This window comes from Clavibacter michiganensis subsp. tessellarius, assembly GCF_021922985.1.
GTDB lineage: Bacteria > Actinomycetota > Actinomycetes > Actinomycetales > Microbacteriaceae > Clavibacter > Clavibacter tessellarius.
In genome coordinates this window covers 2,095,652-2,111,054 of sequence record NZ_CP040788.1, presented here as the reverse complement: position 1 = coordinate 2,111,054, position 15,403 = coordinate 2,095,652, and the positions used below count along the sequence as shown (strand labels likewise).

Here is a 15,403-nt window from a genome sequence, read left to right as displayed (position 1 = left end):
CGCGCGCCACCGTCGGGTCGGAGGCGCGCAGGTCAGATCGTAGGCCGCGCTCTCCTCGTGACGCCCCTGCGCGAGCTGGACGGTGACTGTGCGGGACCCGGATGCGCGCGATCAGCCGCGCCGGAGGGCGAGCGCGTCGCGGAGGGCGGTGGCGGAGGCGGCCGAGCTGTCGATCCGCCAGTCCTCCTCCTTCTTGAAGTCGAACCACACGAAGCCGAGCACGTCGGGCTGCGCCTGCAGGTAGGCGACGAGGTCGCGGTTCCACGCGGCCTTGGATCCGCCGACCTCGCTCGACGCCACCTCGCCGATGACGAGCGGCTTGCCGGGCGCGACCGCGCGGAGGCGGTCGATGCCGGGGCCGAACAGCGCGGCCGGATCCGTCCAGCGCTGGCCGGGCGCGGATCCCCAGTTGTAGCCGTCGAGCGCGACGACGTCGACCTGGTCGCTGCCCGGGTAGAGCGAGGCGAGGTCGGTGGATCCCGGGTAGGGCACGTTCGGGCTCCACACCCACTTCACGTTGGTGGCGCCCTGCGCGACGACGAGGTCGTGCACGTGCTTCCACGCCTGGACGTAGGAGCCGGGCGCGTTGCCGTTGACGCCGTCCGACCAGGGGTACCAGTTGCCGTTCATCTCGTGGCCGTAGCGGAGGTAGACGGTCTTGCCGTACTTCGCGAGGTCGGCGCCCCAGGAGCGGATGTAGGCGTCCTGGTCGCCGGCGATGATGCGCGCGTTGGAGTACGCGGGCTGGCTCGTGCCCGCGCCGCCCTTCCACGGCTCCCAGGTGAGGAGGCTGTCGGCGCCGCGCGCGGCGACGCTCGTCAGGCCCGCGATCGGGGCGGGGTTCGTGAAGTCGACGTGGCTCATCACGATGGACGGGCTCTCGCCGAGCTCCGCGGATGCCGCATCGAGCTCGCCGTTCGCGGTGGGCCCGCCGGGGGTCGAGAGGCCGAGGCGCAGGCGCGCGGAGCTGATGGCGGGGGCGGAGGAGGCGGCGGGCGCGGAGGCGGCGGGCGTGGCCGGCGTCGTCGCGGGAGCGGGCGCGGGGGTCGCTGCGGGAACGGGCGTCGCGGCCGGGGCGGGGGTCGTCGTGGGCGCGGGCGCCGGGGCGCCGAGGCGGGCGGATCCGCTCGACTTCGCCGGCGTGACCGTGAACGTGGACGCGGCCGAGCGCGTGCCCGCGGTCGCGGTGATCCTGATGGTCGAGAGCGAGGTGCGGGGGATCGCGACGGCGGTCGTGAAGCGGCCGGCGGCGGTGGTCGTGATGCGCTTCGTGGTCGACCCGACGGCGACGACCGCGGCCTTCTTGGCGGCGAAGCCCGTGCCGGTGACGGTCACGGGCGTCCCGACGGGACCGGAGGCGACGGAGAGGACGATCGCGGCGGGCGCGGTGGGCACGGTCTCCGCCGCGGCGGCGCGGGTGGCGGCCGCGGGAGCGACGAGGACGGTCGCCGTCACGACCGCGGGTGCGACGGCGGTGACGACAGCGCATTTGAGGCGGCGGCGAGTGGGCATGGCGATAGGGTCCTTCCCCCGATGGATGTATGCGATCGTATGTTCTTCGGTGCCCGCCGTCCATCGGATGTCCGTCTGGCGACGGGATCCGATGACGGGGGCTGAGCGGCCATCAGACGCGGCGGGCGGCGAGCGCGTCGCGGATGGCCGTGGTGGAGGACGCGGAGCTGCCGATGCGCCAGTCCGCCTCCTTGTCCATGTCGAACCAGACGAAGGCGACGACGTCGGGCTGGGCCTGCAGGAACGCGACGAGGTCGGTGTCCCAGGCGGCCTTCGATCCGCCGACCTCGGACGACGCGGTCTCCGCGATGATGATCGGCTTGCCCGCCGCGACGGCGCGCAGCCGCTCGAGGCCGAAGCCGAAGAGGTCGGACGGCGAGACCCAGGCGCGGCCGGCGACGCCGGTGCCCCAGTTGTAGCCGTCGAGCCCGACGACGTCGACGTACCCGGCGCCCGGGTAGAGGCCGGCGAGGAGGGTGGATCCGGTGTACGGCACGTTCGGCGTCCACACCCAGCGGACGTTGGTGGCGCCCTGGCCCACGACGACGTCGTGCACGTGCTTCCACGCGGCGGCGTAGGAGCCCGCCGCGTTGCCGTTGACGCCCTCGGCCCACGGGTACCAGTCGCCGTTCATCTCGTGCGCGTAGCGGAGGGAGACGGGACCGCCCCAGGCGGCCAGCTGGGTGCCCCACTCGCGGAGGTACGCATCGTGGTCGCCCGCGAGGATGCTCGCGTTCGAGAAGCCGGGCTGGTCCACGCCAGCTCCCGCCTTCCACGGCTCCCACGTGAGGAGGCTCTCCGCGCCCCGTGCGCGGACCTCGTCGAGGGCCTGGATGGGCGGCGCCTGCGTGAAGTCGGCGTACGAGAGCACGATGCTCGGGTCCTCGCCGACCTGCGCGGCGACCTGGTCGAGCTCGCCGCCGGCGGTCGGCCCGCCGGGGGTCGCGACACCGAAGCGGAGCCGCGCGTCGGAGACGGTGGGGGCGGCGGTGACGGCCGTGGGCGCGGTGCTCGCGGCGCCGCTGGTCGCGGCGCTGGCGGGAGATGCCGCGGTGAGGATCCCGGCGGTGAGGGCGAGACCCAGGAGGAGGGTGGTCGCGGTGCGGATGGTGCGGGGGTCGTGCTTCATGGTGTCCAATTTTCTGCGGATGTCCGCTCCCAGGAAGCTATCCCGCGCTCCCCAGGGATCCGCGGCCGATGTCCGCTCACGGCCGGACGGTCAGGTGATGGGCGGGTGGGGCCGACGGGGACCCGTGGTGCTGTGCCGTGCCGCCCGCCGGCCTGCGACGTGGGACCGTGGGACGCATCCGACCCGAGGAGCGCGCATGACCACGTACCCGTACGAGTCGCAGTGGGGCGACCTCGCCTGCAACGCGCCGCTCATCGAGCGCGGCGAGAGCCCGGCCGGGTCCTTCGACTGGCGCACCGAGGGCTACCCGTCGGAAGACGAGTACCTCTTCTGGTCGCGGCATGTGTGCGGGCTCGCGGGGCTGCGGTCGGTGCTGCGGGCGTGGATCCCGGCGGCCGGCGCGCTCGGCATGCACGAGCTGATCACGCGAGCCGTCGCCCGCGGTGCCCTCACCCGCGACGGCGACGAGGTCGGCGGGCTGTACTACCGGCCGTTCGCGGAGTGGGTGCGCGACGACTTCGGGATCGAGGCGGTCGTTCACCCGCGGATCGCCGTGCCCGCGCTGCTCGCCGAGGTGGGCGCGGGGCGGGTGGTGCTCGCGTCGGTGTCGTCGGAGATCCGGTACCCGGAGCGGCCGGCGACCCGGCGCGGCGGGCACCTCGTGCTGGTGCACGCGTTCGACGGCGAGACGGCGACGTTCCACAACCCGTCGGGCGTGGGATCAACAGCGGCGGATGCGCGGCTCGGGGTGGCGGACTTCGCGCGGTTCTCGGCGGACCGCGGGGTGACGCTGGTGCGGCCGGGCTGAGTCCGGATCCCATCCCGCAAGGCCCTTCCGCGCCGGACTCCGCACCGTTAGCGTCACGCACACCCGCCGATGCGCGGGCCCGACTCCGACGGAGGACACGATGAGCCAGCAGCAGACCATGCAGCGCCCGAGCCTCGCCGGGCCGGAGCCGATCCGGCCGCCGTACGACGCCCGTCTGGCGATGATCCTGCTCGTGACCGAGGGGGCGCTCGCGTTCGCCGGCCTCATCGCGATGGTGGTCGCGAGCTGGACCCCGGTCGTCTGCGCCACGCCCGGCTGCGACTACCCCCTCGGCGAGCTGGCGTCGCGGCTCTGGGTGGTGGGCACCATCGCCGTGCTCGTGCTCTCCCTCGTCGCGACGGTCGTCTGCCGCACGCGCCGCGTGAACGCGTGGTGGGCGCCGGCGACGGGCATCGTGCTGATCGTCGGGTTCAACGTGGCGGCGCAGATCATGACGCGGTTCGCGACGATGCACTGACGGATCCCGACGGACGAGACGAGCCCGGCCCCGCGCGATGCGGGGCCGGACTCGTCTCATGCGCGCGGGGCGTGGATCAGCCGCGACTCACGGCCAGCTGTCCTCGAGCTCGTGGGTGATGACGAGCTCGCGGATCTCGCAGCCGCGGGGCTGGCCGAGGATGAACATCACCGAGTCGGCGACGGCCGCCGGGTCGTTGAGGTTCGCGTCGGAGCCGGGCTTGTACTTCGGGTCGCGGTCGTCGAAGAAGTGGGTCTTCATGCCGGAGGGGATCAGCGTGGTCACGCCGACCTCGCCCTTCGTCTCGGCAGCCAGCGCGCGCGTGAAGCCGAGCACGCCGAACTTCGAGGCGCAGTAGGCGGTCGCGTCGGAGACGGCCTTGATGGCGAGCGACGACGCGACGGTGACGACGCGGCCGTGCGACACGGTGAGGAACGGCAGCGCCGCGCGGACGACGGCGACCGTGCCCATCAGGTTCACGCCGATGACCTTCTCCCACTCGGTGGGGGCGACGTCGACGAGGCGGCCGCAGCGGTCGATGCCCGCCGCGGTGACGACGGCATCCAGCCCGCCGTGCTTCTGCGCGATCTCGGTGACGAGCGCCTCGGTGGCGCGGGTGTCGGAGACGTCGATGCGGTGCGCCTCCATGCCGGTGACGCTCGAGGTGTCGAGGTCGAGCACGATGGGCTCGCCGCCGGCCGCGAGGACCGCCTGCGCGACCGCGGCGCCGAGCCCGGACGCGCCTCCGGTGATGAGGACGCGGCCGGTGCTGGGGCGGGGGGAGTCGGTCATGGGTGTTCCTTCCGTGATGCGGATCGCGCCCGTTCGGCGCGGAGGTTCGGGGGAGTCGTGCGGATCAGGGGATCAGCGGAGCAGGGCTCAGCCGACGCGGGCGAGCGCGCCCGCGAGCTTCGTGGTCGAGCGGCCGGGGTGGTACGGGACGGTCACGGCCTGGCCGCCCCACTCGGCGATGACCGCCGACTCGGGGAGGTCCTCGGCGCGGTAGTCGCCGCCCTTGACCCAGAGGTCGGGCTGGAGGGAGCGGAGCGCCTCCTCGGGGGTGTCCTCCGAGAAGAGCACGACCGCGTCCACCACGCCGAGCGACATGAGGAGGTCGACGCGGTCCTCCTCGGTCATGATCGGGCGCTCGGGTCCCTTGAGGCGGCGCACCGAGTCGTCCGAGTTGAGGAGCACGACCAGGCAGTCGCCGAGCGCGCGGGCCGCGGCCAGCGTGCGGGCGTGGCCGGCGTGCACGAGGTCGAAGCATCCGCCGGTCGCGACGACGGTGCCGCCGGCGGCGCGGGTCGCGCGCACGACCTGGAGGGCGCTCGCCGCGTGGCCGCCGATGGGGCGCGCGGCGGGCGGGCCCACGAGGGTCGCGACGCCGCCCGCGTCCACGTACTCGGCGGCCGAGGCGACGGCGTCGCGCACGGCGTCCTCCACCGCGGATCCGCCGGCCAGCGCCGCGAGGGCCGTGGCCGCCAGGCGGTCGCCGGCGCCGCACGGGTCACCGGTCGCGACGAGCGGGGCAGGGACGACGACGGGCATGGATGCGCCGGCCGCGCCCGACGCGGGCGCCGACACGAGCAGCGCGCCGCGCTCGCTCATGGTCACGGCGACCGTGCCGACGCCCCAGCGCTCCTGCAGGATCCGGGCGGCGTCGGCGGCCGCGGACACGTCGCGCCCGGCGATGCCGGAGAACGCGCGCGCCTCCGCGAGGTTCGGGGTGGCGAGCGCGGTGTTCGGGACGGGCGGCTCGCCCGCAGGGTGCGGATCCCACACGAGCGGCACCTCGGCGGCGCGCGTGTCGAGGGCGGCGCGGAGGCGCGGGTCGCGCGTGACGCCGCGGCCGTAGTCGGCCACGACGATGGCGTCGGCGGTGGCGATCGCGTCGAGCATCGCGTCGGTCGCCTCCGGCGTGGGCGGCGGCGCGCAGCCCTCGTCGATGCGGGCGATGGCGTGGCCGTCGGCGCGGACGCGGGTCTTCACGGGCGTCGGCGCGCCGGACGGGCCGGCGACCACCTCGATCCGGTCGAGGCAGGCGCGCAGCGTCGCGGCGCGGGGGTCGTCGGAGAGCACGGTGACGAGGCGCACGTCGTGGCCGTCGCGCGCGAGCATCGTGGCGACGAGGCCCGCGCCGCCGGCCCGCGGCAGCGACTCCTCGACCTCGATGACGGGCACGGGCGCGTCCGGGCTGAGCCGGTGCGCGGCGCCGGTCATGTCGACGTCGAGCAGCACGTCGCCGACCACGACGATCCTCATGCCGACACCTCCGCGGCGGCGGGCGCGGGAGCGGGAGCGGCGCTGGTGACGGCGGCGGGTGCGGCCGGGGCGGCGTCCGCGGCGGCCGAGGCGCGCGCGGCGGCCCGGTCGTTCGCCTTCAGGCGGCTCTCGAACGAGCGGCAGATCGCGTGCACGGCGACGAGCTGCGCCTCCTGCACGTTGGCCGACGGGCCGTCGAGCGCGAGGGACTCGTCGCACGCCTCCACGAGCGGATTGGGGCCCGGGCCCGTCATCGCCCAGGTCGTCGCTCCCGCGGCGCGCGCGGCGGCCGCGGCCTTCAGCAGGTTGACGCTGCGGCCGCTCGTGGAGAGCAGCACCACGATGTCGCCGGATCGCGCGTGCGCGTGCACCTGCCGGGCGAACACCTCGTCGAAGCCGTAGTCGTTGCCGATCGCGGTGACGGCCGACGACTCCGCGTGCAGCGCGATCGCGGAGAACGGGCGGCGGTCGCCGTCGAACCGGCCCACCAGCTCGCTCGTGAGGTGCTGGGCCTCGGCCGCGGATCCGCCGTTGCCGGCCGCGATGAGGCGCGCGCCGTGGCTGAGGCGGTCGGCCATCTCGCTGCCCCACGCGGTGAGGCGCGGTGCGTGCGCGCGGAGCGCCTGGAGGACGGGGGCGAGCGCGTCGAGGTGGGCGTCGACCACGGTCGGGTCGGCGGGGAGCTCGTCGACAGCGGCGTCCTGGATCATGGCGCGGTACGCGTCCGCGGTGCGGGCGGCGACGGTCGCCCAGGAGTAGCCGTGCTCCATGCGGTCGCGTCCGGCGCGGCCGAGCGCGCGGCGGCGGGCGGGGTCGGCGCGCAGCTCCCCGAGCGCGTCCGCGATGGCGGCGGGGTCGCGCGGCGGGACGAGGATCCCGGTCACGCCGTCCACGACGCTGTCGGTGAGCCCGCCCACGGCCGAGGCGACGACGGGCACGCCGGAGGCCATCGCCTCGAGCGGCACGATGCCGAACGGCTCGTACCAGGGCGCGCACACGACGACGTCGGCGGTGCGCATCACGGCGGGCATGTCGGCCTGGGAGACGCGGCCGTGCAGGCGCACGCGGTCGGCGACGCCGGCGGCGCGGGCGGCGTCCATCAGGCGGCGGGCCTCGGCGTCCTCGGTGGCGCTCGCGGCGTCGCCGGATCCGCCGACGATCACGAGCTCGACGTCCCGGTGGCCGCGGTCGGCGAGGATCCCGAGGGCCGTGATGGCGAGGTCGACGCCCTTGCGCGGCACCAGGCGGCCGACGACCATGACGCGCATGAGGGCGTGGTCGTCGCCCGCGGCGTCGTCGGCGCGGGGCGTGAAGTGCCCGATGTCGACGCCGCACGGGATCACGGTGATGCGGGCCGCGTCGACGCCGGCGCGCACGAGCTCGGCGGCCTCGTCGGAGCAGGTGGCGATCACGGCATCGGCGCGGCGGCCGACGCCGGGCTCGAGGTGCGTGCGCTCGGCGGGGCTCGTGTCCTCGGCGCCGAGGTGGCGGCGCTTCACGGATCCGAGCGCGTGGAAGGTGTGCAGCACGGGCGGGGCGGATGCGGCGCCGACGGGCGACGACGCGAGGCGCGCGGCCGCGTCGAGGGCCGCGACCCCGGACATCCAGAAGTGGCTGTGCACCACGTCAGGCCGGTTGGTGCGCCAGTCGGCGAGCAGCCCGTCGGCGAGCTCGCCCATGTGCGGCAGCAGCTCGTCCTTGGGGACGGCGCGCGCGGGTCCGGCGTCGAGGTGCACGACCTCCACGCCGGGCGCGAAGGCGACGCGGGCGGGCAGCGCCTCGTCGTCGCGGCGCGTGTAGACGGTGACGGTGTGGCCCTCGTCGGCGAGCGCCGCGGACAGCGCCGCGACGTGCACGTTCTGGCCGCCGGCGTCGACCCCGCCGAGGGTGGCCAGCGGGCTGGCGTGCTCGGAGATCATCGCGATCCTCATCGTGTCGTCCTCTCGTCGAGCGGGTGGTGCGGGGGAGTCGGGGAGCCGGATCCGGCGGGCGCGCGGCGGGAGCGGCGTGCGGCGGCGGCGTCCACCGCGTCGTGCAGCACGGCGTCCATGTCGCGGAGGAACCGGCCGAGCGAGTAGCGGGCGAGCGCGGCCTCGCGGGCGACGCGGCCGCGGCGGGCGGCCTCGTCGGGATCCGCGAGCAGCAGGCGGGCGGCGCGCACGAGGTCGGCCGGGTCGGACGAGATCGCGCCCGCGTCCGGCGGCACCGCGCGCGACGCCTCGGTCGCGTCGAGCACGAGCACCGGCATCGCCATGTGCATCGCCTCGAGCAGCGACAGGCCGAGCGAGGTCCAGCGGTGGGGGTGGACGTAGGCGCGCAGCTGCGCGAGCTCGGGGTGCATGCGGGCCGTCGGCAGGTCGCCGCGCGGGACGATGCGCGCGCCGAGCGACGGGAAGGCGCCGGGGAGCAGGTCCGTCCCCATGCCGAACACCTCGACGGGCGCGACCTCCGCGAACGCGGGCAGCAGGTCGGTGCCGGTGATGCGGCCGCGGCGCACGGGCTCGTTGATCACCGCGCCGAACGACCGCGAGGCGCCCGTGTACAGCGCGCCGGGGTCGGGCACGCCGTGCTCGACGACCGTGGCGGGCGCGGATCCGGTGTCCCACATGAGCGCGTTGAAGCGCGTGACGTGGACCACCGGGATGTCGTCGCGGTCGGCCAGCGCGTGGACGGTCTCGGTCGGGGCGCCGCGCGGGGTGTTGTGCTCGAGGAAGACCGCGGGCACGTCGGATCCGAGGCGGCGGCCGAGCAGGCGCTCCGCTTCCTCGACCTCGGCGACCCGCTGGAGCAGCACGAGGTCGACGTCGGCGTCGTGCAGGGACGACGGATCCACCTCGCGAGCGCTCGCCGGCCAGTCGCGGCCGCCGCGGCCGAGGCCCCACGCGTCGCGGGCGGGCGTCGTCGGGAACAGGATCTCGTGGGATCCGCGCACGAACGAGTCGGTCCAGCCGCCGTGGACGTGCCACATCAGGATCCTCATGCGGGCACCTCCGCGGTGGCGCGCGCGCCGGTGCCGCCCGTGCCGCCGGTGGTCGCGAGCAGGCGCTCGACGGCGTCCGCGACCTCCGCGGGCGAGACGCCGGCGAGGCACGGATGGCCGGGCACGGGGCAGTCGCGCGCGCGGCTGAGCTTGCAGGGCGCGTCCTGGTCGCCGAGCAGGATCACGGGCACGCGGTACGGCGCCCAGCGGATCGGCGGCACGACGGGCGAGAACAGGCTGACGACCGGGAGGCCCACGGCGGCGGCGAGGTGCGCGGGCCCGGTGTTGCCGCTCACGAGCACGGCCGCGCGGCGCATCAGCGCGCCGAGGCCGGCGAGGTCGGTGCGGCCGCCGAGGTCGAGGGCGGCGGATCCGGCCACGTGCGCCGTGAGGTCCCGCTCGTCGGGCCCGCCCGTGACGACCACGGGGATCCCGCGCGCGGCGAGCAGCGCCACGGCGTCGCGGTGCTGGTCGGCCGGGTAGGAGCGCGCGCCGACCGCGGCGCCCGGGTGCACGAGCGCGAACGGGCCGTCGGGGAGGAGCGCCGCGACGTCGGCGGGGAGCTCGGCCTCGAGGACGGCGAGGCGGCCGTCGTCGTCCGCGGGCAGCGCGTGCCCGGCCGCGGCGGCGATCGCGAGGGCGCGCTCGGGCTCGGGCTGGTCCTCGTCGAGGTCCTCGCCGGGCTTGAGGCGCACGTCGAGGAGGGAGCCGGCGTAGTCGACGCTGGCGCCCGTGATCCGCCGCACGCCGGCGAGCCGCAGCAGCAGCGCGAGCGGGAGCGGCGACTGGTGGAAGGACGTGAGGACGACGGCCTCGTCGGCGTCGACCTCGGCGAGGATCGCGTGCAGGGCGTCGACGGACGCGGCGTCGGCGGCGGGCGCGGGGGAGGAGATCCACGGGGAGTCCCACACGTGCACCGCGTGGACGCCGGGCAGCAGCCGGCCGGCGGACGCGCCGCGCGGACCGCAGAGCAGGTGCACCTCGACGCGCGGGTCGGCGGCGACCGCACGCACCGCGGGTCCGGAGATGAGCACGTCGCCGACGGAGTCGAGGCGCACGACGAGCACGCGGCGGGGCGCGGGGTCGTGGATGAGGAGGTGCACCGCGTCGAGGATCGTCGGGGCCACCAGCTCCGCCTCGGCCACCTCCTCCTCGCGCGTGACGGGCGTCGGCACGAGCACGCCGCGCGCGCCGGCGTTCCGGGCGGCGCCCATGTCGGCGGCGATGTCGCCCACGACCGCGACGGTCGACGGATCCACGCCCCACGTCCGGCACGCCTCGAGCACCATGCCGGGCCGCGGCTTCCGGCAGTCGCAGCCGTCGTCGGATCCGTGCGGGCACAGCAGCACGAGGTCGAACGCGCCGAGCAGCTCCTGCACGCGCGCGTTGACGGCGTCGGCCTGGTCGCGGGTGATGAGGCCGCGCGCGATCCCGGACTGGTTGGTCACCATGCCGACGCGGAGGCCCGCCGCGCGCACGGCGTCGACGGCCTCGCGGGCGCCGGGCATGAGGGTGACGAGGTCCGGGTCGCCGTTGTACGGCACGTCCACGACGAGTGTGCCGTCCCGGTCGAACAGGACGGCCTCGAGGTGGTTCCCGGGCGAGCGCATGGTCGGCTCGTACCCGACTGCTCCTCCTCCCAAACCCCGCCCGGAGCACTTCTCCTCCGGCGGACACGGGTGGCCCGCGCGGGCAGGAGCAGCGCCCCCGCGCGAGGAGCAGCAGCGCCCGCGGACGGGGGCGCGGGGATGGGGGCGCGGCGCGGCGTGGGCCGGGCCGACGGCCGAGGCGCCGCGGATCGGTGCGGCCCGACCGCGGCGCCGCGGATCAGCGCGCGGGCGCCCCCGCGATCCACCGCGACCGCGCCAGCAGCATCGGCATGAGCGGCGCGACGAGCAGCGCGCCCAGCCCGCCGACCGCCATGTCGCCGATCGTGTCGGCGTAGCCCGTGAGGATCGCCGGGTCGAGCCAGGTCTGCCCCGCCCACTCGCCGAGCTCCCACAGCGCCGAGAGCGCGAGGCCGACCGTGAGGCTGAGGAACCCGAGGGGCAGCGGCCGCCGGTCGACCACCACGCCGGCGCGGTCGGCGAGCAGGATCACGAGCGCGGCGAGGGCCGCCGTCGTGACGAGGTGCGCGGGGATGTCCCACCACGGCAGCCGCTCGTAGAGGTCCAGCCGGTTGCTCGCGGCGGAGACGAGCGTCGTGATCCCGATGGCGAGATCCAGCCCGGGCCGCGCCCCGAGGCCCCGCGGCGCCACGAGCCCGAGCAGCGCGAGCGCGAACATCGCGGAGGTGACGCCCGTCCACGCGAACACGGAGAAGAGGAACGTGAGCAACCCGATCACGCGCACGGCGTCGGCGAGGATCGCCGTGATCCCGCGCGGCGGTTGCAGGAAGGTGAGGCCGGCCAGCCCGGCGAAGGCCGCGACGTCCTCGGGCGGGGCCGGTGCGTCCGGCGGGGTGGGCGAGGCGGGGTCCGTCAGCACCGCACCACCGCCTGCAGCGCCTCGTGGTCGCTCGGCGCGCGCCCCGCGACGCGCGTCGTGTTGATGCCGACCCGCTCCACCTCGACGTCGGGCGTGACGAGCATCCAGTCGATCCGCCGTGTGGTGCGCTTCGGTGCCTTGTAGTTGGACCAGGTGCCCCACTCGGGCGTCAGCCGCTCGCGCGCGCCGTCCCACGCGTCCACCAGCGCGCCCGACTCGACCAGCAGCCGGTGCGGCTCCGTGTCGACGCCCGCGTTGGTGTCGCCCGAGACGATCGCGGGCACCTGCGCCTCGGCGACGATCTCGAGCATCATCCGCGCGGACTCCTCGCGCGAGCGGCGCGAGAGGTGGTCGAAGTGGGTGTTCACGTGCCGGAGCGGCAGGCCCGTCGCGCGGTCGACGAAGTCGGCGACGACGGCGATCCGCGGCACCATGTTGCCCCAGCTGCGGGACCCGGCGACCGCGGGCGTGTCCGAGAGGGCGACCTGCCGCCAGCTCGTGAGCTCGAGGCGGCGCGTGTCGTAGAAGGTGGGGCAGCCCTCGCCGTGGCCGTCGGCGTTGCGGCCGTGCCCGATCCGCCGGTAGTGCCGGCCGAGCGCGTGCGACAGGGCGCGGCCCTGCGTGGGCATGGCCTCCTGCGTGCCGAGGAGCGCGGGCTGCTCGCGCTGGAGCAGCTCGGCGAGGAGCGGCTCGCGGTCGGCCCAGCGGTCGGGGCTGCCCGGGCGATAACGGCGGAACAGGCGCCGGATGTTGTACGTCATCACGTGCAGCGCGGGTGCCTCGACCGGGCCGATCAGCGCCCGCCCGTCCGTGAGGGTGCCGTCGGCGCTCGGGATCATGCCTCCATCGTCCCCCAGCGCGGCGACGGCGTCCGCGGCTGGCGGGGAACCGTCACCGGCGCGGACGCGGTCAGTGCGCGTGCCGGTGGTGGCTGTCCGGGTAGTGCTCGTGCGTGTGGGTGATGGGCTCGTGCGTGTGCTCGTGGCGGTGCCGCGTGCCCGCCGCGACCGGCTCCGGATGGTCGTGCTGGTGGTGCGCGTCGTGGGTGTGCCAGTGGTCGTGCTGGTGGTGCGCGTCGTGCGTGTGCCAGTGGTCGTGCGTCACGGCCTCGTGTGTGTGCTCGTGCTCGTGGCGCTCGGTGAGGTGCAGCACGATGCCGACGGCCATGAGGATCCCGGCGAGCACCAGCGGCCACGTCACGGGCTCGCCGAGCGCGATCGCGAGGAGCGCCCCGAAGAACGGCGCGACCGAGTAGTAGGCCCCGGCCCGCGCCGTGCCCACGTGCCGGAGCGCGACGATGAAGAGCACGAGGCTCACCCCGTAGGCGAGGAACCCGACGGCCATGGCCGCGGCGACGGCGCCCGGCGCCGGCAGCTGCGCGCCCACGAGGAACGCGAGCGCGAGGTTCACGGGTCCGGCGACGCCGCCCTTCACGGCGGCGAGCCACGTCGCGTCGGCGAGGGCGACCTTGCGCGTGAGGTTGTTGTCGATGCCCCAGGAGAGGCAGGCGCCGAGGATCGCGAGGGCGGGCCACGGGCTGCCGAGCTCGACGCCCTGCGGCACGGTGATCAGCACGGCGCCCGCGACGATCGCGAGCATGCCGAGCACGATCCGCCGGTCGGCGTTCTCGCGGAACACCACCCAGGCGAGCACGGCCGTCGCGACGCCCTCCGCGTTGAGGAGCAGCGAGGCGCCCGAGGCGGGCATGCCCACGAGGCCGACGAGCAGGAGCAGGGGGCCGAGGATCCCGCCGAAGAGGATCGCGCCGGCGAGCGGGAGGCGCTCGCCGCGGGCGAGGCGCACGCGCGGTGACCGGCGGACCACCCGGATCAGCCCCAGCCCGATGCCGGAGCCCGTGTAGAGGAGGCCCGCGAGCAGCCACGGGCTCACCGAGTCGAGGAGCAGCTTCGCCGCTGGTGTGCCCGCGCCGAAGAGCACCGCGGAGAGCAGCGCCGCCTGGACGCCGCGGCTAGCGAGCGCCGTCCGCACGCGCGGACTCCTCGTGGTGGTGGGCGCCGGATCCGTCGAGCTGGTGCTCGGCCTGGAAGATCGCGTCGGTCACGAGCTGGCGCGCGTGCTCGTCGACGAGCCGGTAGAACACGCGCGTGCCCTCCTGCCTCGTCGCGACGACGCGCGACAGCCGCAGCTTCGCGAGGTGCTGCGAGACCGCGGCGGGCGACTTGCCCACGCGCTCGGCGAGGTCGTTGACGGGCAGCTCGCCGTCGCGGAGCGCGAGCACGATCCGCACGCGCGTGGCGTCGGCGAGCATCGCGAACACCTCGACCGCGAGCTCGACGTGCTGGCTGTCGGGGTGGCGGCCGCACCTGCTATCTGCATCCATGCGCAGATTCTTGCACATGCGCCGTCAGCGCCACCGGAGGGATCTACGGAGCGGGGGTCCCGCCCGCGTCGCCCCGCGCCTCCGCCGGCAGCCGCCGCCCGCGCACGCTGAGGATCGTGCCGCCGACGACCGCCGAGATCAGCGACCCGACGAGCACGCCGACCTTCACGACGTCGTCCTGCGCGCTGCCGGTGCCGTACGCGAGCTCGCCCACGAGGAGCGAGACCGTGAAGCCGATGCCCGCGACGAAGGAGAGGCCGATGACGTCCGGCCAGCGGAGGGTCGGGTCGAGGCGGATGCCGGGCAGGCGCGTCACGAGCAGCGACGCGCCCGTGATCCCCGCGGCCTTGCCCACGACGAGCGCCACGACGATCCCGATGGCCACGCTGTCGGACAGCGACTCCCGCAGCCCGTCGAGGCCGCCGACCGCGACCCCGGCGGAGAAGAACGCGAATACCGGCACCGCGACGCCGGAGGAGACCGGCGACCAGCGCTCGGCGAAGTGGTGCGTGAGCGCGTGCCGCTCCTCGTGCCCGTCGGCGCCGCGGTGCGTCACGCCCGCGCGGGCGGTCGCGACGGCGGGCACCAGGATCCCGAGCACGACGCCGGCGATGGTCGCGTGGATCCCGGACGCGTGCACGAGCGCCCACGCGGCGACGCCGAGGGGGATGAGCACGTACCAGGCGCGCACGCCGCGGCGCACGAGGATCCCGAACGCGGCCAGCGGCACGAGCGCCAGCAGCAGCGGCACGAACGCGATGCCCGCCGTGTAGAAGACGGCGATGATCGTGATCGCGAGCAGGTCGTCCACCACCGCGAGCGTGAGGAGGAAGGTGCGGAGCGCGGGCGGCAGGCGCTTGCCGACCACCGCGACCACGGCGACCGCGAACGCGATGTCGGTCGCGGCGGGGATCGCCCAGCCCTGCAGAGCCTCGGGCCCGGCGCCGAGGTTGATCAGCGTGAAGATCGCCGCGGGCAGGATCACGCCGCCGACCGCCGCCGCGATGGGCAGGGTCGCGACGCGCGGATCCCGCAGCGACCCCGCCACGAACTCCTGCTTGAGCTCGAGGCCGACGACGAAGAAGAAGATCGCGAGCAGGCCGTCGGCGGCCCACGTGCCGACGCTGAGGTGGAGGTGCAGCGCCTCGGGTCCGAACTCGAACCCGCGGACGCGCTCGTAGAGGTCGACGGCCGGGCTGTTCGCCACGACGAGGGCGAGCACGGTCGCGATCAGCAGGAGGATCCCGCCGGTCGTGTCGCGGCTGAGGAACCGGGCGAGCCGGGCGCCGCGCCCGGGGGCGGCCGGCGCGTGGGGAGGGGTGGGCAGGGGTGCAGAGGAGGTCATGAGCGTCTTCCGTCGACGAGCGCGAGCAGGGCGTCTCCGCTCCGGCGCCGGATCGACGGGA

14 protein-coding genes and 1 pseudogene are annotated in these 15,403 nt (G+C 75.6%); 2 read left to right on the top strand and 13 right to left on the bottom strand.

What is annotated here, in order from left to right:
* Window positions 1–111 precede the first annotated feature (111 nt).
* Window positions 112–1,512 (bottom strand): glycoside hydrolase family 26 protein, encoded by a 1,401-nt coding sequence (locus FGG90_RS09755; protein WP_094127565.1) that lies wholly within the window; start codon window positions 1,510–1,512, stop codon window positions 112–114.
* Between the two features lie 112 nt (window positions 1,513–1,624).
* Window positions 1,625–2,641, bottom strand: a complete 1,017-nt coding sequence (locus tag FGG90_RS09750; protein ID WP_094127568.1) for a glycoside hydrolase family 26 protein — start codon at window positions 2,639–2,641, stop codon at window positions 1,625–1,627.
* A 196-nt stretch (window positions 2,642–2,837) separates the two neighbouring features.
* On the opposite strand from FGG90_RS09750, the gene FGG90_RS09745 reads away from it, so the two are divergent.
* Both FGG90_RS09745 and FGG90_RS09740 read left to right on the top strand, forming a co-directional pair.
* On the top strand, window positions 2,838–3,449 hold the full coding sequence (locus FGG90_RS09745) for a hypothetical protein (protein WP_094127571.1): 612 nt from the start codon (window positions 2,838–2,840) through the stop codon (window positions 3,447–3,449).
* A 100-nt stretch (window positions 3,450–3,549) separates the two neighbouring features.
* The gene (locus FGG90_RS09740; RefSeq protein WP_094127574.1) at window positions 3,550–3,927 is read left to right on the top strand and encodes a hypothetical protein; all 378 of its coding nucleotides are present in this window, start codon (window positions 3,550–3,552) and stop codon (window positions 3,925–3,927) included.
* A gap of 87 nt (window positions 3,928–4,014) precedes the next feature.
* Here the strand turns inward: FGG90_RS09740 and FGG90_RS09735 are convergent, their stop codons facing one another.
* From FGG90_RS09735 to nhaA, 11 genes and pseudogenes are all read right to left on the bottom strand, one after another.
* Entirely contained in the window at window positions 4,015–4,719 is a 705-nt protein-coding gene (locus FGG90_RS09735) for an SDR family oxidoreductase (protein ID WP_094127578.1), read from the bottom strand.
* An 87-nt stretch (window positions 4,720–4,806) separates the two neighbouring features.
* Window positions 4,807–6,189: a PfkB family carbohydrate kinase gene (locus FGG90_RS09730; protein ID WP_094127581.1), complete on the bottom strand. Its 1,383-nt coding sequence runs from the start codon at window positions 6,187–6,189 to the stop codon at window positions 4,807–4,809.
* On the bottom strand, window positions 6,186–8,120 hold the full coding sequence (locus FGG90_RS16180; protein ID WP_094127584.1) for a glycosyltransferase: 1,935 nt from the start codon (window positions 8,118–8,120) through the stop codon (window positions 6,186–6,188). Before FGG90_RS16180 ends, FGG90_RS09730 begins: the two co-directional genes overlap by 4 nt.
* Complete coding sequence (locus FGG90_RS09715) at window positions 8,117–9,169, bottom strand: glycosyltransferase (protein WP_094127587.1); 1,053 nt, start codon at window positions 9,167–9,169, stop codon at window positions 8,117–8,119. The genes FGG90_RS16180 and FGG90_RS09715 overlap by 4 nt, the downstream gene beginning before the upstream one ends.
* Window positions 9,166–10,260, bottom strand: a complete 1,095-nt coding sequence (locus FGG90_RS09710) for a glycosyltransferase family 9 protein (RefSeq protein ID WP_237583576.1) — start codon at window positions 10,258–10,260, stop codon at window positions 9,166–9,168. The genes FGG90_RS09715 and FGG90_RS09710 overlap by 4 nt, the downstream gene beginning before the upstream one ends.
* Before the next feature lie 75 nt (window positions 10,261–10,335).
* Window positions 10,336–10,779 (bottom strand): annotated as a pseudogene (locus tag FGG90_RS09705) (D-glycero-alpha-D-manno-heptose-1,7-bisphosphate 7-phosphatase); the annotation flags it as partial.
* Window positions 10,780–10,996: 217 nt separating this feature from the next.
* Window positions 10,997–11,656 (bottom strand): hypothetical protein, encoded by a 660-nt coding sequence (locus tag FGG90_RS09700; RefSeq protein ID WP_094127593.1) that lies wholly within the window; start codon window positions 11,654–11,656, stop codon window positions 10,997–10,999.
* Window positions 11,650–12,495 (bottom strand): endonuclease/exonuclease/phosphatase family protein, encoded by an 846-nt coding sequence (locus FGG90_RS09695; protein ID WP_094127596.1) that lies wholly within the window; start codon window positions 12,493–12,495, stop codon window positions 11,650–11,652. Before FGG90_RS09695 ends, FGG90_RS09700 begins: the two co-directional genes overlap by 7 nt.
* 70 nt (window positions 12,496–12,565) lie before the next feature.
* Window positions 12,566–13,645, bottom strand: coding sequence for a DMT family transporter (locus FGG90_RS09690; RefSeq protein WP_094127599.1), 1,080 nt, complete (start codon window positions 13,643–13,645; stop codon window positions 12,566–12,568).
* Window positions 13,626–13,997: an ArsR/SmtB family transcription factor gene (locus FGG90_RS09685; RefSeq protein ID WP_094127602.1), complete on the bottom strand. Its 372-nt coding sequence runs from the start codon at window positions 13,995–13,997 to the stop codon at window positions 13,626–13,628. The genes FGG90_RS09690 and FGG90_RS09685 overlap by 20 nt, the downstream gene beginning before the upstream one ends.
* A 43-nt stretch (window positions 13,998–14,040) precedes the next feature.
* A complete protein-coding gene (gene nhaA, locus FGG90_RS09680) occupies window positions 14,041–15,342 on the bottom strand; it encodes a Na+/H+ antiporter NhaA (RefSeq protein ID WP_094127605.1) in 1,302 nt (433 codons plus the stop codon).
* Window positions 15,343–15,403 lie beyond the last annotated feature (61 nt).